We start from the raw sequence: 22,532 nt of genomic DNA, 5'->3' as shown, positions 1-22,532 counted from the left end.
TGTCCGGTGGGTGGGTCGGGGCCGGGTCGGGGGTGTCCGTCCTCGGACCGGCGCGGAATCGGCTTGCTGGAGGGGGTGCGGGGTGCGGACGCGCCGGCCACTGCGGGCGGCCACCCCCGCCCCGTCCCCTCCGCGCCGTACGCGGCCACCCGCCGCCGCCCCGCCGCTCCCGCGGGCAGCCGCGGCCTCCGCTTCCGCGGGCAGTCGTGCCTCCCCCAGTGCCTCAAAGGCCTGGGAGGTGCCCCCAGGGCGATGGGGGTCCCCCCGCTCATGGGGGTCCCCCCGCTCGAGCGAAGCCGGGAGTGGGGGAGGAGCCGAGAGTGGGGGAGGGTGGGCGCTGGGGGTACCCCCTCTGGGGGAGGCACCCCGCAAGCGCCGGGCCGCGCGAACACCCCCGGCCCGCACCGACACCGGGCACCCGGTAAGGCGCCGGGCCGCGCGAACACCCCCCCGGCCCACATCAATACGGGGCACCCCACAGGCGCCGTGCAACGAATCGCCGCCGACCCCGGACCGGACGCAACGAACCGCTCACCGGCGCGCAACGGCTCCTCCTTGTCCGCCCCACCCGGCCGACCGTACCTTCTATCTGGCCCCCGAACCCCCCGCGTACCGACGAGGAACACGCATGCGCACCGCCCTGCTCCAGAGCTCCGGCCGGCCCGGATCCGTCGCCGGGAACCTGAAGGTCCTCGACGAGGCGGCCGGCCGTGCCGCCGCCGCGGGCGCCGGGCTGCTCGTCACCTCGGAGCTGTTCCTCACGGGGTACGCGATCGGCGACGACATCGGCCGGCTCGCCGAGCCCGCCGACGGCGACGCGGCCGACGCGATCGCGGAGAGCGCCGTCCGGCACGGCCTGGCGATCGCCTACGGCTACCCCGAGCGGGACGGCGAGCGCGTCTTCAACTCCGTGCAGCTGGTCTCCGCCGACGGCACCCGCCTCGCGAACCACCGCAAGACCCACCTCTTCGGCTGCTTCGAACGCGACCACTTCACACCGGGCGAGCAGCCCGTCGTCCAGGCCGAACTGAACGGCCTCACCGTCGGCCTGATGATCTGCTACGACGTCGAGTTCCCGGAGAACGTGCGCGCCCACGCCCTCGCCGGCACCGACCTCCTGCTCGTGCCGACCGCGCAGATGCACCCGTTCCAGTTCGTCGCCGAGCACATGGTGCCGGTGCGGGCCTTCGAGAACCAGATGTACGTGGCGTACGTCAACCGGGTCGGCCGGGAGGGCGAGTTCGAGTTCGTCGGGCTGTCCACGCTCGCCGGACCCGACGGAGTGGCCCGTACCCGGGCCGGCCGCCGGGAGGAACTGCTCCTCGCCGACGCCGACCCGGTGTTCCTCGCCGCCTCCCGCGAGGCGAACCCGTATCTGGCCGACCGCCGCCCCGGCCTCTACGGGTCCCTCGTCTGAACACCCCACCCCCCACTTCACCTGTACAAGGAGTCCGTATCCCATGACGTCCACCGTGCCCAACGCGATCGAGCACGCCGACGAGCAGCAGCCGCCGATCACCATGTTCGGCCCGGACTTCCCGTACGCGTACGACGACTTCCTCGCCCACCCGGCGGGCCTCGGACAGATACCGGCGACCGAGCACGGCACCGAGGTCGCGGTGATCGGCGGCGGCCTGTCCGGCATCGTCGCCGCGTACGAGCTGATGAAGATGGGTCTGAAGCCGGTCGTGTACGAGGCCGACAGGATCGGCGGCCGGCTGCGCACCGTGGGCTTCGACGGCTGCGACGACTCCCTGACCGCCGAGATGGGCGCGATGCGCTTCCCGCCGTCCTCCACGGCGCTCCAGCACTACATCGACCTGGTGGGTCTCGAGACCCGTCCCTTCCCCAATCCCCTCGCCGAGGCGACGCCGTCCACCGTCGTCGACCTGAAGGGCGAGACGCACTATGCCGAGACCCTCGACGACCTGCCCCAGGTCTACCGTGACGTGGCCGACGCCTGGGCCCGGTGCCTCGAGGAGGGCGCCGACTTCTCCGACATGAACCGCGCCCTGCGCGAGCGCGACGTCCCGCGCATCCGCGAGATCTGGGCGAAGCTGGTGGAGAAGCTCGACAACCAGACCTTCTACGGCTTCCTCTGCGACTCCGAGGCCTTCAGGTCCTTCCGCCACCGCGAGATCTTCGGCCAGGTCGGCTTCGGCACCGGCGGCTGGGACACCGACTTCCCCAACTCCATCCTGGAGATCCTCCGCGTCGTCTACACCGAGGCCGACGACCACCACCGCGGCATCGTCGGCGGCTCCCAGCAACTGCCCCTGCGCCTGTGGGAGCGCGAGCCGGAGAAGATCGTCCACTGGCCGTACGGCACCTCGCTGAAGTCCCTGCACCCGGACGGCGAACCCCGCCCGGCGGTCACCCGGCTCAACCGCACCGCGGGCAACCGCATCACGGTGACGGACGCCGACGGCGACATCCGCACGTACCGGGCGGCGGTCTTCACCGCCCAGTCCTGGATGCTGCTGTCCAAGATCGCCTGTGACGACTCGCTCTTCCCGATCGACCACTGGACCGCCATCGAGCGCACCCACTACATGGAGAGCTCCAAGCTCTTCGTGCCCGTGGACCGGCCGTTCTGGCTCGACAAGGACGAGGAGACGGGCCGTGACGTCATGTCGATGACGCTCACCGACCGGATGACCCGGGGGACGTACCTCCTGGACGACGGCCCCGACCGGCCCGCCGTCATCTGCCTCTCCTACACCTGGTGCGACGACAGCCTGAAGTGGCTGCCGCTGTCCGCGAACGAGCGGATGGAGGTCATGCTGAAGTCGCTCGGCGAGATCTACCCCAAGGTCGACATCCGGAAGCACGTCATCGGCAACCCGGTGACCGTCTCCTGGGAGAACGAGCCCTACTTCATGGGCGCGTTCAAGGCCAACCTGCCCGGCCACTACCGCTACCAGCGCCGCCTGTTCACCCACTTCATGCAGGAGGAGCTGCCCGAGGACAAGCGGGGCATCTTCCTCGCCGGCGACGACATCTCCTGGACGGCCGGCTGGGCCGAGGGCGCCGTCCAGACCGCGCTGAACGCGGTCTGGGGCGTCATGCACCACTTCGGCGGCGAGACCGACCCGACCAACCCGGGCCCCGGCGACCTCTACGACGAGATCGCCCCGGTCGAACTCCCCGAGGACTGAGCCCGCCGGACACGGCCCGCCGGGGGCCGTGCCGTCCGCTCCGGATCAGTCCGGCAGCGGGGTGAGCAGCATGCGGCCGGCGAAGCCCACCGCCGTGTCCAGGCGTTCGGTGAACTCCCCGGCGACGTCCGGCAGTCCGCGCAGCGCCCACAGGGCGCGGGCCGCCGTCCAGGCCGCGTCCCGGGCGCGTTCCAGGCTCCACGCGCCCAGCAGATGGGTCAGCGGGTCGGCGATCCGCAGCAGTTCGGGACCCGGGGTCAGCTCCTCGCGGATCCGGTCCTCCAGCGAGAGGAGTAGCTCGCCCACCTCGTCGAACTCGTCCTCCAGGTCGGCGGGTCCGCAGGCGAGCGCACGACAGGTGTCCACGACGGCGAGCGCGAGGTCGTGGCCGATGTGCGCGTTGATGCCCGCGAGCGCGAACTGCAGCGGACGTACGCCGGGGTGCCGGCGGAACTGGAACAGCGGACGCCAGCAGGCCGGTGGCCGGCGCTCCCGCGACACCGCGTCCACCGCCGCCAGATAGCGCTCCGCGAACCGCACGTCCAGCGTGATCGCCGCCCGCGCGTCCGGGAACCGGCCCGCGTCGATCCGCCGGTCCACGGCCTCCGTGACGGCGAGGTAGACACGGTTGAACACCGCGACCCCGTCCCGCGCGGGCAGGGCCGCGTCGAGGGCGCGCATACGGGAGACGACCCCGTCCACGGCGGTGAGGACTTGTTCGCATTGCGCCATGAGCGCAGAGTCGCACCTTTAGGGTGGCGTCAGTGGCGGCGGGCCCGGCGCTTCCCCGGAACGGGGGAACACGCCCGCCGTGGGGGAGGGGGAGCAGTACTGTGTCAGGCTCGCGTGCCCAGCGCCTGGCCGCGCGGCGTGCCGAGCGCCGGCGTGCCGCCCGGCGCGGCGCGATGGTCGCGGCGGCCTCCGTGGTGGTCGCGGTCGGCACCGCCACGGGGATGATGTCGGCGGCCGGCGACGGACGCGGCGCGGACGGGGCGCGCCCCGGGGCGACCTCCTCGCTCCGCCCGGAACCGCTGCCCGTCGTGCCGGCGCCGTCGCCCTCGCCGTCGGTGACGAAGTCCCCTTCTCCCACGGCCGGTCCGAAGGAGAGGCCGAAGGAGAAGGCGAGCCCGAAGACGTCCGCGTCCGGGGCCGTGAGGAAGCGGCAGGCCGCCCCCGTCCCCACCCGCCTCCACCGCCACCCCGAGTCCCAGGTCCTGGACTGGGTGCGGGCCCACCCCGACGACCCGCGCCGCGCGGTCATAGAGTCCCGGATAGCCGACCAGCCGGCGGCCGTGTGGTTCGCGGACTACTCCCCGGACACGATCACCTCCCGGGTGCGTGCCGTCACGTCGGCCGGTGCGGCGCAGGGCCGGGTGCCCGTGCTCGTGCCGTACGCGGTCCCCGACCGTGACTGCGGCGGGCACTCCCGGGGCGGGGCGCCCGATCTGGCCGCCTACGACGTCTGGATCGACCGGTTCGCCGCCGGACTGGGCGACGGCGAGGTCATCGTGGTCCTGGAGCCCGACGCGATCGCCCAGTCCGAGTGCCTCTCCGCCAAGCAGCGCGCCGACCGCTTCGCCTCACTGGCCCGCGCCGGCCGGGTGCTGAAGGACGCCGGCCCCCGGGCGCGGGTCTACTTCGACGCCGGGCACTCCGGCTGGAACGCCCCGGCCGAACAGGCCGCCCTGCTGCGGCAGGCCGGGGCCGCCTCGGCCGCCTCCTCCGACGGCGTCTTCAGCAACGTCTCCAACTTCCACGCCACCGCTGACGAGGTCGCCTACGACCGGGCCGTGCTCGACGGCCCGCCGGGCCTCGGCGCGGTGATCGACACCAGCCGCAACGGCAACGGTGCCCCGGCGGACGGCGCATGGTGCGATCCCGCGGGCCGCGCACTCGGCCGGACCCCGACGCTGAGCACCGGGGAGGCCGGCATCGACGCCTACCTCTGGGTGAAGCTGCCGGGCGAGTCCGACGGCTGCAAGGGGACGCCGGGCACCTTCAGCCCGTCGTACGCCTACGACCTGGCGCGCTGATCGCCCTCGGTGCCCTCGGTGTCGTAGGAGGACGTGCCCTCGTCGAGCAGCGGCTCCTGCGTCTTGAGGTGGGCGGGCGCGAAGGCGCGCAGCGCGTGGTAGCCGGTGATGACGACCAGCGTGCCGAGCGCGATGCCGCTGAGCGAGAAGGTGTCGGTGAACTCGACCGAGACGTTGCCGACGCCGATGATGATGCCCGCCGCGGCCGGCACCAGGTTCAGCGGATTGCGCAGGTCCACCTTGGCGTTGATCCAGATCTGGGCTCCGAGCAGGCCGATCATGCCGTACAGGATGACGGTGATCCCGCCGAGCACACCGCCCGGGACGGCCGCCACGACCGCGCCGAACTTCGGGCAGAGACCGAACAGCAGGGCGAAACCGGCGGCGGCCCAGTACGCGGCCGTGGAGTAGACGCGGGTCGCGGCCATCACGCCGATGTTCTCGGAGTAGGTGGTGTTGGGCGGGCCGCCGACCGCGGTGGACAGCATGGAGCCGACACCGTCGGCGGAGATGGCCGTGCCGAGCCTGTCGTCGAGGTTGTCGCCGGTCATCTCGCCGACCGCCTTGACGTGCCCCGCGTTCTCGGCGATCAGCGCGATGACCACCGGCAGGGCGACCAGGATCGCCGACCACTCGAAGGACGGGCCGTGCAGGGTCGGCAGGCCGATCCAGTCGGCCTGGCCCACCCCGGACAGGTCCAGCCGCCAGTGGTCGGTGACCTGGCCGCTCGCGTCCGCCGAGTGGATCCTGCCGAAGACCCGGTCGAGCGCCCAGGAGAGGGCGTACCCGAAGACCAGCCCGAGGAAGATCGCGATCCGGGACCAGAAGCCGCGCAGGCAGACCACGGCCAGACCGGTGAACAGCATCACGGACAGGGCGGTCCACTGGTCCTGCGGCCAGTAGGTGGAGGCGGTCACCGGCGCCAGGTTGAAGCCGATCAGCATCACCACCGCGCCGGTCACGATCGGCGGCATCGCGGCGTGGATGATCCGCGCCCCGAAGCGCCGCACCGCGAGGCCCACCAGGAACAGCGCGGCCCCGACCACGAACACCGCGCCGGTGACGGTGGCGCTGGAGCCGCCGTCGGCCCGGATGACCGCGGCGACGCCGACGAAGGAGAGCGAGCAGCCGAGGTAGCTCGGCACCCGGCCGCGCGTGGCCAGCAGGAAGACGACGGTCGCGACACCCGACATCATGATCGCCAGGTTGGGGTCCAGGCCCATGAGCACCGGGGCGACGAAGGACGCCCCGAACATCGCCACGACGTGCTGGGCGCCCAGGCCCGCCGTGCGGGGCCAGGAGAGCCGTTCGTCGGGGCGGACCACCGCGCCGGGGGCCGGGGTGCGTCCGTCGCCGTGCAGTGTCCAGCGGACGCCGAGATCCATGGGCTGTCGCTTTCGTCGTATGTGCAGCGTGTCCGCACCATTGTGCGGGCTGAGCAGCGGTGCTTCGTACAGGCGGGCGGGCGGGGCGGCCCGGCTGAGCGTCTGCTTAGGATGAGGGCGCGCCGCTGTTGTATGGAGGCGGCACCCGTCCCGTACCTCCCAGGAGTCCCACCCGTGACCGCCGAAGCCCCGCTCGCCCCCGCCCTGTCGTACGGCCGGCTGATCCCCGTGACCGTCCACTTCGACGACCTCGACGCGCTGGGACTGCTGCACAACGCCCGCTATCCGCTGCTGGTCGAGCGGGCGTGGACCGAGCTGTGGCAGGAGAAGGGCGTCCGCTTCGACGGCGACTGGGCGGCGGCCGGCGACGCCTGCAACGCGGTCCGGGAGCTGCGCATCGGCTACGAGGCACCGGTGACCCGCGCCGGTGCGTACGCGGTCCACCTGTGGCTGGAGCGGCTCGGCAGGACCGGACTCACGTACGGCTTCCGCTTCTGCTCGGCGGACGGGGCGGTGACCTACGCGCGGGGCAGCCGGGTGCTGGTGCGGCTGGACGCCGCGACCCTGCGCCCGGCGCCCTGGAGCGAGGCGTTCAGGGACGGGGCTCGGGAACTGCTGCGTCCGGACGCGTGATCTTCGTGCGGTCTCCCGCGCGCAGTACGCCCGCGAAGCCGGCGATGCCGCACGAGAGCACCGTCACCAGGACGAACGACACCATCAGGCTGGTCGCCTGGGCCAGCAGGCCGATCGCGCTCGGGGCGATCAGCCCCGAGGTGTAGGTGATGGTCGCCACGCCCGCGATGGCCAGGCTCGGGTTGGAGCCGCTGCGGCCGGCGGCGGCGAAGCACAGCGGCACGACCACCGCGATGCCGAGCCCCATCAGGGCGAACCCGCCCATCGCCGTCGCGGGGTGCTCGGCGAAGACGATCAGCAGCCCGCCCAGAAGGGCGACGACACCGCTCGCGCGGACCGTGCGCACGGCGCCGTAGCGGTCCACCACGTGGTCCCCGGCGATCCGGGCGATCGCCATGGTGAGCGTGAAGCCGGTGGTGCAGGCCGCCGCGAGGCCGGCCGAGGTCTCCAGCCGGTCGCGCAGGTAGACCGCCGACCAGTCCAGGCTCGCGCCCTCCGCGAACACCGCGCAGAAACCGATCGCGCCGATGAGCAGCGCGGAGCGGGGCGGCAGCGCGAACCGCGGCGGCGGCTCCTCGTCCTGGGCGGGCTGCAGATCGAGCACCCAGGTGCAGGCGGTCACGCCCGCCACCGTCAGGACGGCGGCCGCGAGCGCGTGGTGCAGCCGGGCGTCCGAGCCGAGGTGGGCGGCGAGCGTGCCGGCCGCCGAGCCGACCAGGGCGCCGGCGCTCCACATGCCGTGCAGCCCGGACATGATCGACTTGTCGAGCCGGTTCTCCACCTCCACGCCCAGCGCGTTCATCGCCACGTCGGACATGCCGGCCGTGGCGCCGTAGAGGAACAGGGCCAGGCAGAGGGTCGGCAGGTTGGGCGCGACCGACGGCAGGACCAGCGCGAGCGTCCACATCGCGATCAGACCGCGCAGCGCCGTGCGGGCGCCGAAGCGGTGGCTGACGCTTCCCGCGAGCGGCATCGCGACGGACGCCCCGAGCGCGGGGAAGGCGAGCGCGAGGCCCAACTGCCCGGCGCTCACCCCGGCGTGGTCCTGGATCCAGGGGATGCGGGTGGCGAACGAGCCGGTGACGGCGCCGTGCACGGCGAACACGGCGGCCACGGCGTACCGCGCCCGCCTCACATCGCGCTGTCGATGGACCACTGCGCTCATCGTCCCGCCCCTCCCGGCCGTCGGTTTCCGCCTGCGCCGCCGTAAACTATCAGGGACCCTGCCTGAAAGATATGGGGCATCGACCCGTCCCACGCGCACCGCGCCGCGGTTCTCGTGCCGACCGGTTCCGCCGATCTGGAAGGATCCCGGCATGGCCGCATCCCCGAGCACCGCCAGAGCCATCAACGACCGGCTCGCCCTGCGTCTGCTCCAGCAGGAAGGCCCGCTGACCGCAGGGCAGTTGAAGCAGCTGACCGGGCTGTCCCGGCCGACCGTCGCCGACCTCGTCGAGCGGCTCACCGCCGCCGGGCTCATCGCGGTGGCCGGCGAGGCGGGAGAGCAGCGGCGCGGCCCCAACGCCAAGCTGTACGGCATCGTCGCGGACCGGGCGCACCTGGCGGCGCTGGACGTCCGCACCGAGGGCGTCACCGTGGTCGTGTCGGACCTCGTCGGCGACGTACTGGCCGAGGCCGCCCTGCCCATCACCGGGGACGCGGGAACCGGACCGGCGGTCGAACAGGCGGTCACGCTGGTCGAGCGGACGGTGAAGGAGGCGGGCGCCGACCGGCTGCACACCGTCGGGATCGGGGCGCCCGGGCTGATCGACCCCGCGAGCGGCGAACTGCGCGACTCCACGGGCCTGCCCGAGTGGCACCGGCGCCTGGTCGCCGCACTCCAGGAGCGGTTCCCCGAGGCCCGGGTCAGGGTGGAGAACGAGACCAACCTCGCCGCGCTGGCCGAGCAGCGCGACGGAGCGGCCCGCGACCGGGACACCTTCGTGCTGCTGTGGCTGGGGCACGGCACCGGCGCCGCCGTGGTCCTCGACGGCGCCCTGCGCAGGGGCGCCTCCGGCGGCACGGGCGAGATCGGCTTCCTCCCGGTCCCGGGCACGAGCGGCCTGCCGTCGGCCACCGACTGCGAGGGCGGCTTCCACTCCCTGGTGGGGGCGACGGCGGTCGCCCGGCTGGCGGAGGAGCACGGCGTCGTGGCGGAGCCGGGGACCGAGCCGCCGGCGGCGGGAGCGGTGCGGACCGCCGTCGCGACGGCCGGGCCCGCCTCCCCGGAGGCGCGCTTCCTCGACATCCTGGCCGACCGGATCGCGGTGGGCGTCGCCTCGGTGGTCGCGTTGCTCGACCCCGGCCACGTGGTCCTGGGCGGCGAGGTCGGCCAGGCCGGCGGTGAGGCACTCGCCGCGCGGGTGCGGGACCGCCTGGCCGCCCTCTCACCCCTGACCGCCGACGTGCGGCCCAGCACCCTGGGCGGCGGCGCGGTGCTCCGCGGAGCCCTCCTGACGGCCCGCGACCGGGCCCAGGACGAACTGTTCGGCGCGCCCGGGCACTAGGTCGTTTCTGATGGCTCTTGCTGGGCCGGGTGGGTCGGTGCTTCGGCTGGGCAGGTGCACCTCATGGCGCGGCATGAGCTCACGGATGCGCAGTGGCAGGGGATCGAGTCGTTCCTGCCGGCCAACGGCAGGCCGGGCGTGCAGTGGGCCGATCACCGCGGAGCGATCGACGGGGTGTTGTTCCGGGCCCGTACCGGTGTGCCGTGGCCGGATCCGCCCGAGCGCCACGGTCCCTGGCAGACCGTCTATGAGCGGCGTCGCCGCCGGCCCGCGGACGGCGCCCGGCGACGGATCCGGAGCGAGCTGCAGATCGAGGCCGATGCCGCCGCCCCGGACGGCAGCCCGGCCAGGACGGCGCGGGAGGAGAGCCGTCGGCGTGGGCGGGAGTGGGAGGTGAACATCGGCTCCACCTCCTGCCGGGCCCACCGGCATGCCGCCGGGGCCCGCCGCCGGCCGCCGCGCGACTTCCCGCACAAGGAGGCGGGACGCGTGAGGAAGCCGGTGGCCACGAGACACCGGGGCGCTCGCGGGGCGGACCGACCAGCAGGATCCCTCCGCTGTCCGACGACCGGGCACGCCCGCCGACCTGGCAGACCTCCCCGGGCCGGCGCGGCGACGGCCCCATGTCCATGAGCGTGCCGGAGGGCTTACGGATCCGGCGGCACGGGACCGGGCGGCCGCGCGGCCGCCCGCCCGCGCGATCCCCGGCCCACCCCCACCGGGCACGCCGCCCGCGCTGGAGCCGGTGCACGTCCGCTTCACCCGCGTCCCCGGCCGGCCGGTCCCATGAGGGGCGGTCTGGACCGTGCCGCGGACTCGTAGCCCTCGCCGCCACTCGGGTGCCGGCGAGAACACTCCCTTCTCGCTGATCGCCCGCCTTCTGCGACCCCGAGGTCGGGACCATCCGGTTCGGCGGGCGCCCGGTGACGGCCCTGAGCCGTCAGGAACGCCGGGCCGGCGTATCGCCCTTGTCGACCGGAACACCCGCGTACTGGAGGGAGCACTCCGCGAGAACCTCACCTGACGGGCGATCGGCATGGGGTTCTCCATTCGTGCCGGGGGAGTGGTTCACTTGCCGACGCCGTCGGCCAGGCCCTTGACGATGTAGCGCTGGCCGAAGAGGAACAGGAGCACGACGGGGACAGCGGCGATCACCATGCCGGCGAACACGACGGGAAAGTCCGTGCCGTGCTTGCTCATCAGGCTCGTCAGGCCGACCGGCAGGGTCTGCACGTCACTGCCGTTGGTGAACACCATGGCGAACAGGTATTCGTTCCAGGCGAAGAGCACGTGCAGCAGGACGGTGGACGTGATGATGGGCTTGCACATCGGCAGGATGATCCGCCAGAACGCGGTCCAGCGGCCGGCCCCGTCGATCTGTGCCGCCTCGTCCACCTCGCGCGGCAGGTCGATCATGTAGGCGCGGATGAGGAAGGTGGTGAAGGGGACACGGAAGGCCGTGTAGAGGATGAGCAGTGCCCAGAAGCTGTTGTACAGGCCCATCGACTGGAACATGCGCACCAGCGGCACCAGGGCGACGGTCGGGGTGAGCATGAGGCCGCCCAGGACGACGGCGGTGAGCACCTTGTTGAACGGGATGTCCACCCGCGTCAGTCCGTACGCCGCCCAGGCGCTGATGAAGACGGTCGCCACCGTGGACGTCACCGTGACCAGGACGCTGGCCGCGAGGTAGTCGCTGACGCCGCGGTTCCACGCGTCGCGGTAGTTGCCGAAGCTCAGGTCGGTGGGGAGCGCGAAGGGGTTGCCGAAGAGTTCGGCGTTGGTCTTGAACCCGTTCAGGACCATCCACAGCAGCGGATAGAGCACCACGACCGCGAGACTCAGCAGGAAGGCCCACATGAACAGGCGCGCGATCACGCCGAGGAAGCCGAGACGGCTCACCATTCCACCCTTCTTCTCCGGGTGAACCACAGCTGCGCCATCGCGATCGTGAGGGTGATCACGAAGATCACGGTGCCGATGGCCGCGGCGTGGCCGAAGTCGTTGCGTACGAATCCGTTGCGGTACAGCCACGTGCCGAGCACGTGGGTCGAGTTGTCGGGTCCGCCGCTGGTCATCACCATGACCTCGTTGAACACCTGGAAGGCGCCCGACACGGTGACCAGGACCATGAGCCCGGTCATCTCCCGCACGAGCGGGAGCGTGACCCGGAAGAAGCGGCGGACGGGTCCTGCGCCGTCCAGGGCGGCCGCTTCGTGGAGCTCCGCGGGGATCCGCTGGATGGCGACGGCGAACAGCAGCGTCGAGTAGCCGAAGCCCTGCCACTGGCTCATCGCGATGACCGCCGTCATGGCGGTGCTCTCCTGGCCCAGCCAGGCGTGGTCGAACGTGCCGGGCGCGACCGCCTCCAGGACATGGTTGAGCAGGCCGAGGTTGGGCTCGTAGACGAAGTAGAAGAGCAGTCCCGCGACGGTCAGTGAGATCGCGGAGGGGATGAAGTAGATCGTCCGGAGGGCGCGCTGCCATCGCGTACTGCGGATGCTCTCGACGAGTGCGGCCAGCAGGAGGGCGCCGAAGACCTGGAAGACGATCGACAGCAGGGCGTACCAGAGGTTGTTGGTGAAGGAGGTCCAGAAGACCGGGTCGGCGAACAGGTCGCGGTAGTTGTCCAGGCCGACGAACTGCTGGCTGCCGCTGTAGATGTCCCAGGTCAGCGTGGAGTAACCGAAGTTCTGGATGAGCGGGAGGTAGACGAAGACCGCGAGCAGGACGAGGGCCGGCACGGTCCACGCGAGCCCGGCTGCTCTTCGGTACAGAGTGCGCACCGGATTGATTTCCCTTCAGCCCGCGCCGGTCACTTGGCGGAGTCGGAGGCCCGGCGCACGCTGTCCATGACCTGCTCGGGCGACTTGCTGCCGCTGATGAGGGCCTCGCCGCCGGCCAGCCACGCATCGGCGACCTCCGGCGCGGTGACCATGTCCAGCCAGCCGGCGAGCCGTGGGGCCTTGTTGACCAGGTCGATCCCCTCCTGGACGGCCTTGCTGGACGTCTGTGGCGTCACCGCGCCGACCACGGTGCTCGGCTGGCCGTAGGGCGGTGCGGACAGGGTTCTCGCGTGGGCGGTGCTCGTCACGAACTTCATGAAGTCGACGGCGAGAGCCGCGCGCGGCGACCGGGCGTTGACGAAGTAACCCTCGGGTGCTCCCTCGACGGCCTTCGGGTCCCCCTTGGCCTCGGCGGCGGCGGGCAGCGGGAAGATGCCCAGGTCTCCGGGCTTGAGAGTGCCGCCGGAGGTGGTGTTGTCGAACTCCAGGATCTCCTGGTAGTACATGGCGGCCTTGCCCTGCCCGAAGGCCTCCTGCGCCGAGGTGTAGAGGACGCCGTTGGTGCCGCGTCCGGTGTCGGTGCAGTCGGACACCAGGGTCTTGAACTGCTTGAGGGCGCTCGAGTAGCCCGGGTCGTCCCACGCGGCGGTCTTCGGCTCGTAGTCGGCCTCGCGGACGTCGGCCGGCACGTTGTGGGCGAAGAGCTGCTGGAGGTAGTGCAGGGCGGGCCAGCCGTCCTTGTTGCCGAAGGCGATGGGCTCGTAGCCGGCCTCACGCAGGTCCGGGCAGGCGGCGATCAGTTCTTCGAAGGTCTTCGGCACGTCGACGCCGGCCCTGTCGAAGGCCGACTTGTTGTAGCCCATGAACTTGCCGTTGTTGTACAGCGGGATGCCGTAGTGGCGGCCGTCGTGGGCGAACGCCGACAGCGCCGACTCACCGAAGGTCCTGCCCCACGCGGTGTCGGGGCCGATCACCTCGGTGAGGTCCGCCGCGCGGCCACCGCGGATGAAGTTCTCCGCCCACGTGCCCGTCCAGGTGAAGTAGACGTCGGGCAGGGCGTCCGACGCGGTGAGTGTCTTGGTCTTGTCCTTGATGCTCTGGTCGGTCTCCTGGATCAGCTCGACGTTCACCTTCGGGTGCTTGCGCTCGTACGCGGCGGCGAGGTCCTCGAAGTAGGGCTCCAGGGGCTCGCCCGCGAATTTGGTGAGGATGCTCAGGGTGCCGGAGTACTCCGGCTTCGCGGTCACGTCGGCCGCGGGCCCCTTCGCCGGTCCGGCGAAGCAGCCGGTGAGGACGAGTGCCGAGGCCCCGAGGAGTGCTGCGGACCGCGTCAGTGCACGTGCGCGCATGGGCGTCCTTTCGTCGTTGGGAGGGCCCGCCGAAGGCGCGGGCGCGTCGGATCCGCTGCGGGGTGTCCGGGGGGACGGCCGCTGGCGTGCGGCGACTGTACAGAGAATCTGATACCGGTACCAGAGCCGGAGCGAAGATCTTCTTCGGGAAGATGCGGGGGTGTGCCGCCACGTGACCGCTTCCCTCCGTTCGGATTGATGAAATAGCACTTCAGAGCCGACTTCCGACGAGGGTGCATGTCTGTGGACACCTCGCCGCTGTTGACGCCGTCGATGCGCTGTGTCAGCGTGTGGCCCGCGTGATACCGGTATCAGGTCGCTCAGCGCCGCCGGCCGCACCCGTTCTCGAAAGGACGCGAAGATGCTCGGATTCGACGAGCCGGAATTCCTCTCCCAGCTGGCGAGCACGGTGGCCCTGCGCCCCCGGATCGAGGAACTCGCCGACCGCCTCACGGACGACGGCTTCGACAACCTCTTCCTCGTCGGCGCTGGCGGCACCTACGCCCAGATGTGGCCGTACGAACAACTCGCCCGCCGCACCTCGACGCTGCCCGTCCACGCCGTCATCGCGGCGGAGCTGGTCACCGGGGCCGAGGCGACGCTCGGCGAGCGCTCGGTCGCCGTCTTCACCTCGGTGTCGGGCACCACCGAGGACAGCCTCCGGGCCATCGAGTACTGCAGGGCGAGGGGTGTTCGCACCGTCGGGTTCACGGGCTACGCCGAGTCCCCCGTGGCCCGAAGCGTGGACGTGGCCCTCGTCTCCGAGCCGAAGGCATGGCCCTTCGACCCGCAGATGCTGCTGCTCATGGGGCGGCTGCTCGCGCGCCGGGGCGAGTTCGAGAGGTACGACAAGCTCGCCGACGAACTCGCCGGACTGCCCGGCATCCTCCTCGACGTGGCACGGCAGGCCGAGCCGGGGGCCGCCGCCTTCGCCGAGGCCCACAAGGACACCGACTACCACTTCCTGGTCGGCGGCGGGAACCTGTGGGGATTCACCTACCTGTACTCCATGTGCATCCTCGAGGAGATGCAGTGGCTGCGCACCACCCGCGTGCACAGCGCCGAGTTCTTCCACGGCTCCCTGGAACTCCTCGAAGAGGGCACGAGCGTGCTCGTCTTCCAGGGAGAGGACGAGACCCGCGCCCTCACCGACCGGGTCGAGGCCTTCGCCAAGCGCATCTCCCGCGACGTGACCGTCTTCGACACCCGCGACTACCCGCTGCCCGGCATCAGCCCGGAGTTCCGCGGCCTGCTCGCACCGCTGGTGCTCGACACCGTCATGGGCCGGGTCAGCAAGCACCTGGAGCGGGTGCGCGGACACTCGCTCGACCTGCGCCGCTACTACCGCGTCATGGACTACTGAGACACGCGGCCGGCCGCTGCCGCACGGGGGAAGGACCCCGGCGGCAGCAGCCGGCGCGCCCCCGTGCGGCGTCCTCATCCCGTCCGGGGACTGCGGCGCACGACCGCCGTCTCGCTTCCGCACGCTCCGCAGTCCACAGCTCGCACCCGCCGCCCGGCACCGAGTCCGGTGCCGGGCGCCCGTCCGTGCCCCCGCCCCGTGGCGTGCCGGGCCAGCGCACAGGAGAACCCATGAGAGTCCTCGGCTTCGGCGACAACATCGTCGACCGGTTCGTCGACCGCGGCGTCGACTACCCGGGCGGCAACAGCGTGAACGTGGCCGTCTACGCCAGACGCCTCGGCCTGGAGGCCGCGTACCTCGGAGTGTTCGGCGACGACGCCCTCGGCCGCTTTCTGCGCGAGGCGGTCGCGGACACCGGGGTGGCCGTCGACCACTGCGCCGTGCGTGACGGCGAGAGCGGCGTGTCCACCCTCCGGGTCGACTCCGGCGACCGCGTCTTCCTCGGCTGGAACGGAGGCGGCGTCACCGTGCGCGAGCCGCTGGTCCTCGACAGCGGCCTGCTCGCCTACGTGTCCTCCTTCGACCTGGTGCACTCCAGCGTGTACTCGGGCAGCGAGGGCGAACTGCCCAAGCTCGCCGGGCTCGACACGCTCACGACCTTCGACCTGTCCAGCGAGGAGGAGTACCGCACGCCCGCCTACCTGGACCGGGTCTGCCCGTACGCCGACCTCGTGCTGCTGTCCTGCTCCCACCTGGACGAGACGGCCACCCACGACCTGCTGGCCGAGGCGGTGCGACGCGGCGCCGGACTCGCCCTCGCCACCCGAGGAGCCGAGGGCGCCGTCGCCCACGACGGCCGTACGACCGTGGCGGCGCCGGCCCGTCCCCTGGACGACGGGGCACCCCTCGTCGACACGATGGGCTGCGGTGACGCCTTCCTCGCCGGGTTCGTGGTGTCACTGCTGCGCGCGGGATGGCGCAGGCCCACCCCGCCCGACCGTCACCAGCTGGAACGCGCGCTGCACGACGGCGCGGACGCCGCCCACGACCAGTGCTTCACCGAGGCGGCATTCGGCCGCGGCAGGCCCACCGGCTGTGTCTAGCATGTGGACAGCCGTCGATCACGAGAAGCGAGGTACCGAGCGATGCCAGGAGAGCGGCCCCGCCCGTCGGCGCCCCCGACGATCTCCGAGGTGGCCGCGGAAGCCGGGGTCGGCCGGGCGACCGCCGCCCGCACGCTCGGCGGATACGGATACGTCAGCCCGGAGCTGAAGGAGCGGGTGCTCGCCGCGGCCGAGAAGCTCGGCTATCGAGCGAACGCGCTGGCCCGCAGCATGTCGACAGGGGTGACCCACACCCTCGGGGTCATCGTCGCGGACATCGGCAACCCGTTCTTCGCGGGTGTCGTACGTGGCATCTGCGACACCTCCCGCGCCCGCGGATTCGACACGCTGGTCGTCAGTACGTACGAGAGGCTCGACGAGGAGGTGGCGGCGGCCGACGTCCTCATCGACAAGCGCGTCGACGGCATGATCGTCGCGTCGGCGGCGGTCGACCACTCCTCGGTCGGCCACATCCGCACGGCCCTCGACCGCGGAATCCCGGTGGTCCTCGTCGACCGCGCGGTGCCCTCGCTCGATCTGGACGCCGTCGTCATCGACAACCGGGACGCGGCGCGCGAGGCGGTGGAGAAGCTCATCGCGGCCGGTCACCGACGTATCGGATTCGTCTGGGGCCCACCGGTGGACAAGGCTCCCGCGACCCGCCGGGAACTGATCGCCGCCGCGTCCCGCAATCTGTGGACCGACGGGGAGCGCCTGCGCGGATACCTGGACGCGCTCGACGACGCAGGCATCCCCTTCGACCCCGAACTGGTCATGGTCGGGCCGAAGGTCGAGAAGCGGGCGGCACGGGAGGTCGCCCGGATGCTCGACCTCCCGGACCGCGTCACCGCGCTGTTCTGCACCGAGACCGACGGCGTCACCGGTGCGCTGCGCGCCATCCGCGCACGGGAGTTGTCGTGCCCCGGTGACGTGTCCCTGATCGGGTTCGACGACAGCGCCTGGGCCGCGGTCATGGTGCCACCGCTGACCATGATCGAACAGCCGGTGCACCAGCTCGGGTCCACGGCCGCCGAGGTGCTGCTCGACGTCCTCGGGGGAGCCGAACCCCGCCGAGAGATGCACACCCTGCGCGCCCGCTTCGTGGACCGCTCGTCGGTGGCGGCGCCCTCCGGCCGGGCGTGAAGGCCGCACGCCGGCCTTGGTGGCGGGCCCGACGCCGGCAGCACGGGAACGGGCTGTTCGGCACCGTCATCGTCGAAGGCGGCGTCCAGGCGTCTGAGCGCTCGACGGCCTGGTCGACCGGGGCCCGGGGCCGGGCCCCGGTGCCCGGACGGCCGTTCCGTACGGGGCCGCCGGTTCCGGCCGGGGCCGACGCCGGTCAGCGGCGTGCGACACCGGTTCCGAACCGCTCCCTCAGGTACTCGTCGAACGTGCCCTTGCCGACCGCCCGCTCCGGGGCGAGGTGACCGCCTTCGCGGAAGGCGTCGTAGGCCGCGCCGCGCAGCGGGACCTTCACCACCGCACGGCGGCGGCCCGTGGCCCTCAGATACGCGCGGGCCAGGGAGTCGAACGTCCGGACCTCCGGACCGCCCATGTCGTCGACGCGGCCCGCCGGCGCGCCCTGGGCCAGCTCGGCCAGGCGGTCCGCGACCTCGGTGACGGAGACCGGCTGGTCCTTCACCCGGGCCGGCAGCAGCAGGACCGGCAGCCTGGCCATGCCCTGGAGGACCGTGAGCACCAGGTCGTGGAACTGGGTGGCGCGCAGCACCGTCCACCCCAGCCCTGACTCCTCGACCAGCCGCTCCACCGCCAGCTTGGACCTGTAGTAGCCGAACGGCACCCGGTCGACACCGACGATCGAGATGTACACGAAGTGTCCCACCCCGGCCCGCCGGACCGCCGCGATCAGGTTCCGTGCGGCCTTCTCATCGCCGCCGCGCGGTGACGTCGCGCAGTGCACGATCGTGTCCACGCCCGCGACGGCCTCGTCCAGCCCGCTCCCGCCCTCGCGCAGGTCGACGGCGTACGGCCGCGCGTGCCGGCTCAGCACCCGCACCTCGTGCCCGTCCGCCCGCAGCCGTTCGGCGACGTGCCGGCCGAGCGTGCCGGTACCGCCGGTCACCAGGATCGTGCTCATGCTGTTCCGTCCCTTCGGGCACCCGGCGCTCCCCGACGGAGCGCCCCGCGTCAACCAGGACGGACCGGCCACCGCCGGATGTGACGTCGGCCGTGCCGGCCGACGTCGTACGCCCTCCAGCTTCACCGGACACGCCGCCGGGCGCATCCGCGCGTGGTGAGGCCCGGCGGCGGGCAAGGGCCGTCGTCACCACCGCCGGGCCGGTCCTGCGAGGGGCGGCCGGCTCCCCGGCCCCGTCACGGAAGGTGGCTCGGACCCTAAGAGGACTAGACCACGACGTCAACAAGTGTGGACCAACTCACGGACCGTCAGGGAAAGGCCGTGGGAAAAAGTTGCCCCTCGCGCCACCCTCGGCGGTCTCCGTGTCACTTCCTGTGAGCCACTCCACACCTCCCGCCCGCATGGAGGGTGGCCGGTCGTGGCACACTGGCCCTGTACCAGTAGCAGCGCACTCCGGGGTCGGTGAAAGTCCGAACCGGCGGTTACAGTCCGCGACCCGGTCGCCTCCAGCGACCGGTTGACCAGGTGAAATTCCTGGACCGACGGTTAAAGTCCGGATGGGAGGCAGTGCGCGGCGGGCGGGCATCCATGCGCGTCGCCGTACCGGTTCGCCGTCGAGGTGAGCCCTGTCCGGTGCCGTCCCGGTGTCCTCGTCCGCGGTTTCTGTCGTCATCGACAGCCCCGGAGTCCGTGCCCGAAGAGGCAGGAGGACCCGGGAAGTGTTCACCGGAATCGTCGAAGAGCTGGGCGAGATCACCGCCGTCGAGACCCTCGACGACGCCTGTCGCTTCCGGCTGCGCGGCCCCGTCGTCACCGAAGGCGCGAAGCACGGCGACTCCATCGCCGTCAACGGTGTCTGCCTCACGGTCGTCGAGCACGAGGGCGACGAGTTCACCGCCGACGTCATGGCGGAGACCCTGAAGCGCTCCAGCCTCGGCGTCCTCGCCGTCGGTTCCCGCGTCAACCTCGAACGCCCCACGGCCGTCGGCTCCCGCCTCGGCGGCCACATCGTCCAGGGGCACGTCGACGGCACCGGCGAGATCCTCGGGCGCGAGCCGTCGGAGAACTGGGAGATCGTGAGGATCTCCCTCCCCGCCGGCCTCTCCCGCTACGTCGTGGAGAAGGGCTCCATCACCGTCGACGGCATCAGCCTCACCGTCGTCGACGCCGGGCCCGACTTCTTCACCGTCAGCCTCATCCCCACCACCCTCGCCCTGACCACGCTCGGCATCAAGCAGCCCGGCGACCCGGTCAACCTCGAGGTGGACGTCATCGCCAAGTACGTCGAGCGGATGCTCGGCGACCGCGCCACCGGTGAGGGGGCCTCCCGATGAGCTGGCTCAACTCCGAGGCCTTCACCCTCTTCGACCAGCACATCAAGTGGTCGGACATGATCGGCAACGTGGTCGGTCTGATCGCCCTCGCCCTCGGCTGGCGCCGCTCCCTCTGGACCTGGCCCGCCCAGTTCGTCTCCGGCCTGATCCTCTTCGCGGCCTTCACCACCGCCCACCTCTCGGGCAGCGCCGGCAAGCAGATCGTCGTCATGCTGGTCGCCGCCTGGGGCTTTCGGCAGTGGAACCGCGGCCGGCGGCAGGCGCAGGACGGCTCCGTCGCCGTGCGGTTCGCGACCTGGCGCGAGCGCGCCGCACTGCTCGGCGGCGCCGTCCTCGGCACGCTCGCCGTCGGCGGGCTGTTCACCGCCTACCCGTCCCTGTCCTGGGACCCCTGGCCGGACGCCTACATCTTCGTCGGCACCATCGTCGCCATGTACGCGCAGGCCCGCGGCATGGTCGAGTTCTGGTTCGCCTGGCTGCTCGTCGACCTCGTCGGCGTCCCCCTGAACTTCGCCAACGGCTTCGCCTTCTCCGGCTTCGTCTACGTCATCTACGGCGCGCTCGTCCTGTGGGGACTGCGCGACTGGTGGCTGCGCTCCCGCGAGGACGCGCGGCCCGCTCTGAAGGGAGCGCCGGCATGAGCGCGGCACCGATCCTGTACGGCACCGACGGCCCCGAGGACCTCGTGCTCGACCCGGTCGAGCAGGCCATTGCCGACATGGCGGCCGGCCGCCCGGTCGTGGTCGTCGACGACGCGGACCGCGAGAACGAGGGCGACCTCGTCATCGCCGCCGAGATGGCCACCCCCGAGATCGTCGCCTTCATGATGAGCGAGTGCCGCGGCCTGATCTGCGCCCCCATGGAGGGCGACGAACTGGACCGGCTGCGCCTCCCGCAGATGGTCGACGACAACACCGAGTCGATGAAGACCGCGTTCACCGTCTCCGTCGACGCCTCCGCCGCCCACGGAGTGAGCACCGGCATCTCCGCCGCCGACCGGGCCACCACGCTCCGGCTGCTGGCGAGCGGCACCGCCGAACCGTCGGACCTCGTCCGCCCCGGCCACATCTTCCCGCTGCGCGCCCGCTCCGGCGGCGTGCTGGTGCGCAACGGCCACACCGAGGCCGCCGTCGACCTCGCCCGCCTCGCCGGCCTGCGCCCGGCCGGCGCCATCGTCGAGATCGCCGGCGAGGACGGCACCATGCTCCGGCTGCCCGAGCTGATCCCGTTCGCCCGCAAGCACGGCCTGACGATCATCTCCATCGAGGACCTGATCGCCTACCGCCGCTCCGCCGAACCCACCGTCCGCCGCGAGGCCGAGGTCCGCCTGCCCACCTCCCACGGCGCCTTCACCGCGTACGGCTACCGCTCCACCGTCGACGGCGTCGAGCACGTCGCCCTCGTCCACGGCGACATCGGCGACGGCGAGGACGTCCTCGTCCGCGTCCACTCCGAATGCCTCACCGGCGACGTCTTCGGCTCCCGGCGCTGCGACTGCGGCCCCCAGCTCGACGCCTCCCTGGACCGCATCCAGGCCGAGGGCCGGGGCGTGGTCGTCTACCTGCGCGGCCACGAGGGACGCGGCATCGGCCTGATGTCCAAGCTGCGCGCCTACGAACTCCAGGAGCGCGGCCGGGACACCCTCGACGCCAACCTCGAACTCGGCCTGCCCGCCGACGCCCGCGACTACGGCGCCGGCGCGCAGATCCTCGCCGACCTCGGCGTCCGCCGCGTCCGCCTGATGACCAACAACCCCGACAAGGCCGACGCGCTCGCCCGCCACGGCATAGAGGTCACCGCCCGCGAGCCGATGCCCGTCACCGCGAGCGAGCACAACCTCCGCTACCTGCGCACCAAGCGGGACCGGATGGGCCACGACCTGCCCTGGCTGGACACGCCGACCGTGCCCGCCTGCGGCAACCAGTAACAGAACCACCGAGGAGAGACGTGAGCGGCAAGGGTGCACCGGAACTGTCCGTACGCGATGTGGGGGACCTGCGGGTCGCCGTCATCGCGGCGCAGTGGCACGAGAAGGTGATGGACGGACTGGTGGACGGCGCCCTGCGCGCCCTGCACGACCTCGGCATCGACGAGCCGACCCTGCTCCGGGTCCCCGGCAGCTGGGAACTCCCGGTCGTCGCCAAGGTCCTGGCCGGCCGCGGCTACGACGCGGTCGTCGCCCTCGGCGTCGTCATCCGGGGCGGCACGCCCCACTTCGACTACGTGTGCCAGGGCGTCACCCAGGGCCTCACCCAGGTCTCGGTCGACACCGGCGTCCCCGTCGGCTTCGGCCTGCTCACCTGTGACAACGAGGAGCAGGCCCTCGACCGCGCCGGACTGCCCGGCTCCAGCGAGGACAAGGGGCACGAGGCGGTCACCGCGGCGGTGGCGACCGCGGCGTGCTTGCGTTCGGTATCCGAACCCTGGCGGTGAGCAGTCCCCGTCACCGCGTAGGGTAAGGACCACCATGTCCAAGAAGACGTTCGAGGAGCTCTTCACCGAGCTCCAGCACAAGGCCGCCCACGGCGACCCCGCCACCTCCCGCACCGCCGAGCTGGTCGACAAGGGCGTCCATGCCATCGGCAAGAAGGTCGTCGAGGAGGCCGCCGAAGTCTGGATGGCCGCCGAGTACGAGGGCAAGGAGGCGGCCGCCGAGGAGATCTCGCAGCTGCTCTACCACGTCCAGGTGATGATGGTCGCCCGCGGCATCTCCCTCGACGACGTCTACGCCCACCTGTAAACCCTCTCGTTCCCGACACCACCCCTCCACACGAAGGAAGCCG

The 22,532-nt window shown here is 72.0% G+C and carries 22 protein-coding genes and 1 riboswitch; of the genes, 15 read left to right on the top strand and 7 right to left on the bottom strand.

Annotated features, from left to right (window positions below; translation table 11 throughout):
• Positions 1-628 precede the first annotated feature (628 nt).
• Both ACFY3N_RS20780 and ACFY3N_RS20775 read left to right on the top strand, forming a co-directional pair.
• Positions 629-1,417 (top strand): carbon-nitrogen hydrolase family protein, encoded by a 789-nt coding sequence (locus tag ACFY3N_RS20780; protein WP_390818165.1) that lies wholly within the window; start codon positions 629-631, stop codon positions 1,415-1,417.
• Positions 1,418-1,460: 43 nt separating this feature from the next.
• Positions 1,461-3,158, top strand: a complete 1,698-nt coding sequence (locus ACFY3N_RS20775) for a flavin monoamine oxidase family protein (RefSeq protein ID WP_390818164.1) — start codon at positions 1,461-1,463, stop codon at positions 3,156-3,158.
• 45 nt (positions 3,159-3,203) lie between these two features.
• On the opposite strand, the gene ACFY3N_RS20770 is transcribed toward ACFY3N_RS20775, so the two are convergent.
• Positions 3,204-3,890 carry a DUF5995 family protein gene (locus ACFY3N_RS20770; protein WP_390818163.1) on the bottom strand — a complete coding sequence of 229 codons (687 nt, stop codon included), beginning with the start codon at positions 3,888-3,890 and terminating at the stop codon, positions 3,204-3,206.
• A 173-nt stretch (positions 3,891-4,063) separates the two neighbouring features.
• Between ACFY3N_RS20770 and ACFY3N_RS20765 the strand changes: the two genes are divergently transcribed.
• Complete coding sequence (locus ACFY3N_RS20765; RefSeq protein WP_390818327.1) at positions 4,064-5,191, top strand: glycoside hydrolase family 6 protein; 1,128 nt, start codon at positions 4,064-4,066, stop codon at positions 5,189-5,191.
• Here ACFY3N_RS20765 and ACFY3N_RS20760 read toward each other — a convergent pair.
• Complete coding sequence (locus ACFY3N_RS20760; RefSeq protein WP_390818162.1) at positions 5,173-6,576, bottom strand: uracil-xanthine permease family protein; 1,404 nt, start codon at positions 6,574-6,576, stop codon at positions 5,173-5,175. The two genes, ACFY3N_RS20765 and ACFY3N_RS20760, sit on opposite strands and share 19 nt — an antisense overlap.
• Positions 6,577-6,750: 174 nt before the next feature.
• On the opposite strand from ACFY3N_RS20760, the gene ACFY3N_RS20755 reads away from it, so the two are divergent.
• Positions 6,751-7,209 (top strand): acyl-CoA thioesterase, encoded by a 459-nt coding sequence (locus tag ACFY3N_RS20755; protein ID WP_390818161.1) that lies wholly within the window; start codon positions 6,751-6,753, stop codon positions 7,207-7,209.
• Here ACFY3N_RS20755 and ACFY3N_RS20750 read toward each other — a convergent pair.
• Positions 7,169-8,374, bottom strand: a complete 1,206-nt coding sequence (locus ACFY3N_RS20750) for an MFS transporter (protein ID WP_390818160.1) — start codon at positions 8,372-8,374, stop codon at positions 7,169-7,171. The genes ACFY3N_RS20755 and ACFY3N_RS20750 overlap by 41 nt on opposite strands.
• 151 nt (positions 8,375-8,525) lie before the next feature.
• Here ACFY3N_RS20750 and ACFY3N_RS20745 point away from each other — a divergent pair, with 151 nt between their 5' ends.
• A complete protein-coding gene (locus tag ACFY3N_RS20745; protein ID WP_390818159.1) occupies positions 8,526-9,716 on the top strand; it encodes an ROK family transcriptional regulator in 1,191 nt (396 codons plus the stop codon).
• Positions 9,717-9,779: 63 nt separating this feature from the next.
• Positions 9,780-10,349, top strand: a complete 570-nt coding sequence (locus ACFY3N_RS20740) for a transposase (protein WP_390818158.1) — start codon at positions 9,780-9,782, stop codon at positions 10,347-10,349.
• Positions 10,350-10,784: 435 nt separating this feature from the next.
• Here ACFY3N_RS20740 and ACFY3N_RS20735 read toward each other — a convergent pair whose 3' ends face one another.
• The 3 genes from ACFY3N_RS20735 to ACFY3N_RS20725 are packed head-to-tail and all read right to left on the bottom strand — an operon-like array spanning position 10,785 to position 13,851.
• Positions 10,785-11,621 carry a carbohydrate ABC transporter permease gene (locus ACFY3N_RS20735; RefSeq protein WP_390818157.1) on the bottom strand — a complete coding sequence of 279 codons (837 nt, stop codon included), beginning with the start codon at positions 11,619-11,621 and terminating at the stop codon, positions 10,785-10,787.
• On the bottom strand, positions 11,615-12,502 hold the full coding sequence (locus tag ACFY3N_RS20730) for a carbohydrate ABC transporter permease (protein ID WP_390818156.1): 888 nt from the start codon (positions 12,500-12,502) through the stop codon (positions 11,615-11,617). Before ACFY3N_RS20730 ends, ACFY3N_RS20735 begins: the two co-directional genes overlap by 7 nt.
• Positions 12,503-12,531: 29 nt before the next feature.
• Positions 12,532-13,851 (bottom strand): ABC transporter substrate-binding protein, encoded by a 1,320-nt coding sequence (locus ACFY3N_RS20725; protein WP_390818155.1) that lies wholly within the window; start codon positions 13,849-13,851, stop codon positions 12,532-12,534.
• A 361-nt stretch (positions 13,852-14,212) separates the two neighbouring features.
• Between ACFY3N_RS20725 and ACFY3N_RS20720 the strand changes: the two genes are divergently transcribed.
• The 3 genes from ACFY3N_RS20720 to ACFY3N_RS20710 all read left to right on the top strand — a co-directional run bounded on the left by ACFY3N_RS20720 (position 14,213) and on the right by ACFY3N_RS20710 (position 17,460).
• Positions 14,213-15,214 (top strand): SIS domain-containing protein, encoded by a 1,002-nt coding sequence (locus ACFY3N_RS20720; RefSeq protein WP_390818154.1) that lies wholly within the window; start codon positions 14,213-14,215, stop codon positions 15,212-15,214.
• 230 nt (positions 15,215-15,444) lie between these two features.
• Positions 15,445-16,317 (top strand): PfkB family carbohydrate kinase, encoded by an 873-nt coding sequence (locus tag ACFY3N_RS20715; RefSeq protein WP_390818153.1) that lies wholly within the window; start codon positions 15,445-15,447, stop codon positions 16,315-16,317.
• A gap of 90 nt (positions 16,318-16,407) precedes the next feature.
• Positions 16,408-17,460 (top strand): LacI family DNA-binding transcriptional regulator, encoded by a 1,053-nt coding sequence (locus tag ACFY3N_RS20710; protein ID WP_390818152.1) that lies wholly within the window; start codon positions 16,408-16,410, stop codon positions 17,458-17,460.
• Positions 17,461-17,656: 196 nt separating this feature from the next.
• Here the strand turns inward: ACFY3N_RS20710 and ACFY3N_RS20705 are convergent, their stop codons facing one another.
• Entirely contained in the window at positions 17,657-18,415 is a 759-nt protein-coding gene (locus tag ACFY3N_RS20705) for an SDR family oxidoreductase (RefSeq protein ID WP_390818151.1), read from the bottom strand.
• Here ACFY3N_RS20705 and ACFY3N_RS20700 point away from each other — a divergent pair.
• From ACFY3N_RS20700 to ACFY3N_RS20675, 6 genes are all read left to right on the top strand, one after another.
• Positions 18,414-18,575: a hypothetical protein gene (locus ACFY3N_RS20700; protein WP_390818150.1), complete on the top strand. Its 162-nt coding sequence runs from the start codon at positions 18,414-18,416 to the stop codon at positions 18,573-18,575. The two genes, ACFY3N_RS20705 and ACFY3N_RS20700, sit on opposite strands and share 2 nt — an antisense overlap.
• 284 nt (positions 18,576-18,859) lie before the next feature.
• A riboswitch (FMN riboswitch) is annotated at positions 18,860-18,990 on the top strand.
• A gap of 144 nt (positions 18,991-19,134) precedes the next feature.
• Complete coding sequence (locus tag ACFY3N_RS20695; protein WP_390818149.1) at positions 19,135-19,749, top strand: riboflavin synthase; 615 nt, start codon at positions 19,135-19,137, stop codon at positions 19,747-19,749.
• On the top strand, positions 19,746-20,390 hold the full coding sequence (locus ACFY3N_RS20690) for a nicotinamide riboside transporter PnuC (protein WP_390818148.1): 645 nt from the start codon (positions 19,746-19,748) through the stop codon (positions 20,388-20,390). Before ACFY3N_RS20695 ends, ACFY3N_RS20690 begins: the two co-directional genes overlap by 4 nt.
• Positions 20,387-21,676: a bifunctional 3,4-dihydroxy-2-butanone-4-phosphate synthase/GTP cyclohydrolase II gene (locus tag ACFY3N_RS20685; protein ID WP_390818147.1), complete on the top strand. Its 1,290-nt coding sequence runs from the start codon at positions 20,387-20,389 to the stop codon at positions 21,674-21,676. Before ACFY3N_RS20690 ends, ACFY3N_RS20685 begins: the two co-directional genes overlap by 4 nt.
• 20 nt (positions 21,677-21,696) lie before the next feature.
• Positions 21,697-22,182 (top strand): 6,7-dimethyl-8-ribityllumazine synthase, encoded by a 486-nt coding sequence (gene ribH / locus ACFY3N_RS20680; RefSeq protein WP_217129953.1) that lies wholly within the window; start codon positions 21,697-21,699, stop codon positions 22,180-22,182.
• A 34-nt stretch (positions 22,183-22,216) separates the two neighbouring features.
• Positions 22,217-22,489, top strand: coding sequence for a phosphoribosyl-ATP diphosphatase (locus ACFY3N_RS20675; protein ID WP_004990764.1), 273 nt, complete (start codon positions 22,217-22,219; stop codon positions 22,487-22,489).
• The last annotated feature ends 43 nt before the right edge of the window (positions 22,490-22,532 follow it).

This window comes from Streptomyces sp. NPDC000348 (assembly GCF_042898795.1).
Taxonomy (GTDB): Bacteria; Actinomycetota; Actinomycetes; order Streptomycetales; family Streptomycetaceae; genus Streptomyces.
This window is presented reverse-complemented; position numbering and strand designations above follow the sequence as displayed.

What these genes read in the sequence shown, in the direction of transcription:
- ACFY3N_RS20735 (WP_390818157.1), bottom strand. Translation starts at nt 11,621, where the DNA reads ATGGTGAGCCGTCTCGGCTTCCTCGGCGTGATCGCGCGCCTGTTCATG.
- ACFY3N_RS20690 (WP_390818148.1), top strand. Translation starts at nt 19,746, where the DNA reads ATGAGCTGGCTCAACTCCGAGGCCTTCACCCTCTTCGACCAGCACATC.
- ACFY3N_RS20685 (WP_390818147.1), top strand. Translation starts at nt 20,387, where the DNA reads ATGAGCGCGGCACCGATCCTGTACGGCACCGACGGCCCCGAGGACCTC.
- ACFY3N_RS20705 (WP_390818151.1), bottom strand. Translation starts at nt 18,415, where the DNA reads ATGAGCACGATCCTGGTGACCGGCGGTACCGGCACGCTCGGCCGGCAC.
- ACFY3N_RS20725 (WP_390818155.1), bottom strand. Translation starts at nt 13,851, where the DNA reads ATGCGCGCACGTGCACTGACGCGGTCCGCAGCACTCCTCGGGGCCTCG.
- ACFY3N_RS20780 (WP_390818165.1), top strand. Translation starts at nt 629, where the DNA reads ATGCGCACCGCCCTGCTCCAGAGCTCCGGCCGGCCCGGATCCGTCGCC.
- ACFY3N_RS20715 (WP_390818153.1), top strand. Translation starts at nt 15,445, where the DNA reads ATGAGAGTCCTCGGCTTCGGCGACAACATCGTCGACCGGTTCGTCGAC.
- ACFY3N_RS20775 (WP_390818164.1), top strand. Translation starts at nt 1,461, where the DNA reads ATGACGTCCACCGTGCCCAACGCGATCGAGCACGCCGACGAGCAGCAG.
- ACFY3N_RS20760 (WP_390818162.1), bottom strand. Translation starts at nt 6,576, where the DNA reads ATGGATCTCGGCGTCCGCTGGACACTGCACGGCGACGGACGCACCCCG.
- ACFY3N_RS20765 (WP_390818327.1), top strand. Translation starts at nt 4,064, where the DNA reads ATGGTCGCGGCGGCCTCCGTGGTGGTCGCGGTCGGCACCGCCACGGGG.
- ACFY3N_RS20745 (WP_390818159.1), top strand. Translation starts at nt 8,526, where the DNA reads ATGGCCGCATCCCCGAGCACCGCCAGAGCCATCAACGACCGGCTCGCC.
- ACFY3N_RS20675 (WP_004990764.1), top strand. Translation starts at nt 22,217, where the DNA reads ATGTCCAAGAAGACGTTCGAGGAGCTCTTCACCGAGCTCCAGCACAAG.
- ACFY3N_RS20750 (WP_390818160.1), bottom strand. Translation starts at nt 8,374, where the DNA reads ATGAGCGCAGTGGTCCATCGACAGCGCGATGTGAGGCGGGCGCGGTAC.
- ACFY3N_RS20720 (WP_390818154.1), top strand. Translation starts at nt 14,213, where the DNA reads ATGCTCGGATTCGACGAGCCGGAATTCCTCTCCCAGCTGGCGAGCACG.
- ACFY3N_RS20700 (WP_390818150.1), top strand. Translation starts at nt 18,414, where the DNA reads ATGCTGTTCCGTCCCTTCGGGCACCCGGCGCTCCCCGACGGAGCGCCC.
- ACFY3N_RS20770 (WP_390818163.1), bottom strand. Translation starts at nt 3,890, where the DNA reads ATGGCGCAATGCGAACAAGTCCTCACCGCCGTGGACGGGGTCGTCTCC.
- ACFY3N_RS20740 (WP_390818158.1), top strand. Translation starts at nt 9,780, where the DNA reads ATGGCGCGGCATGAGCTCACGGATGCGCAGTGGCAGGGGATCGAGTCG.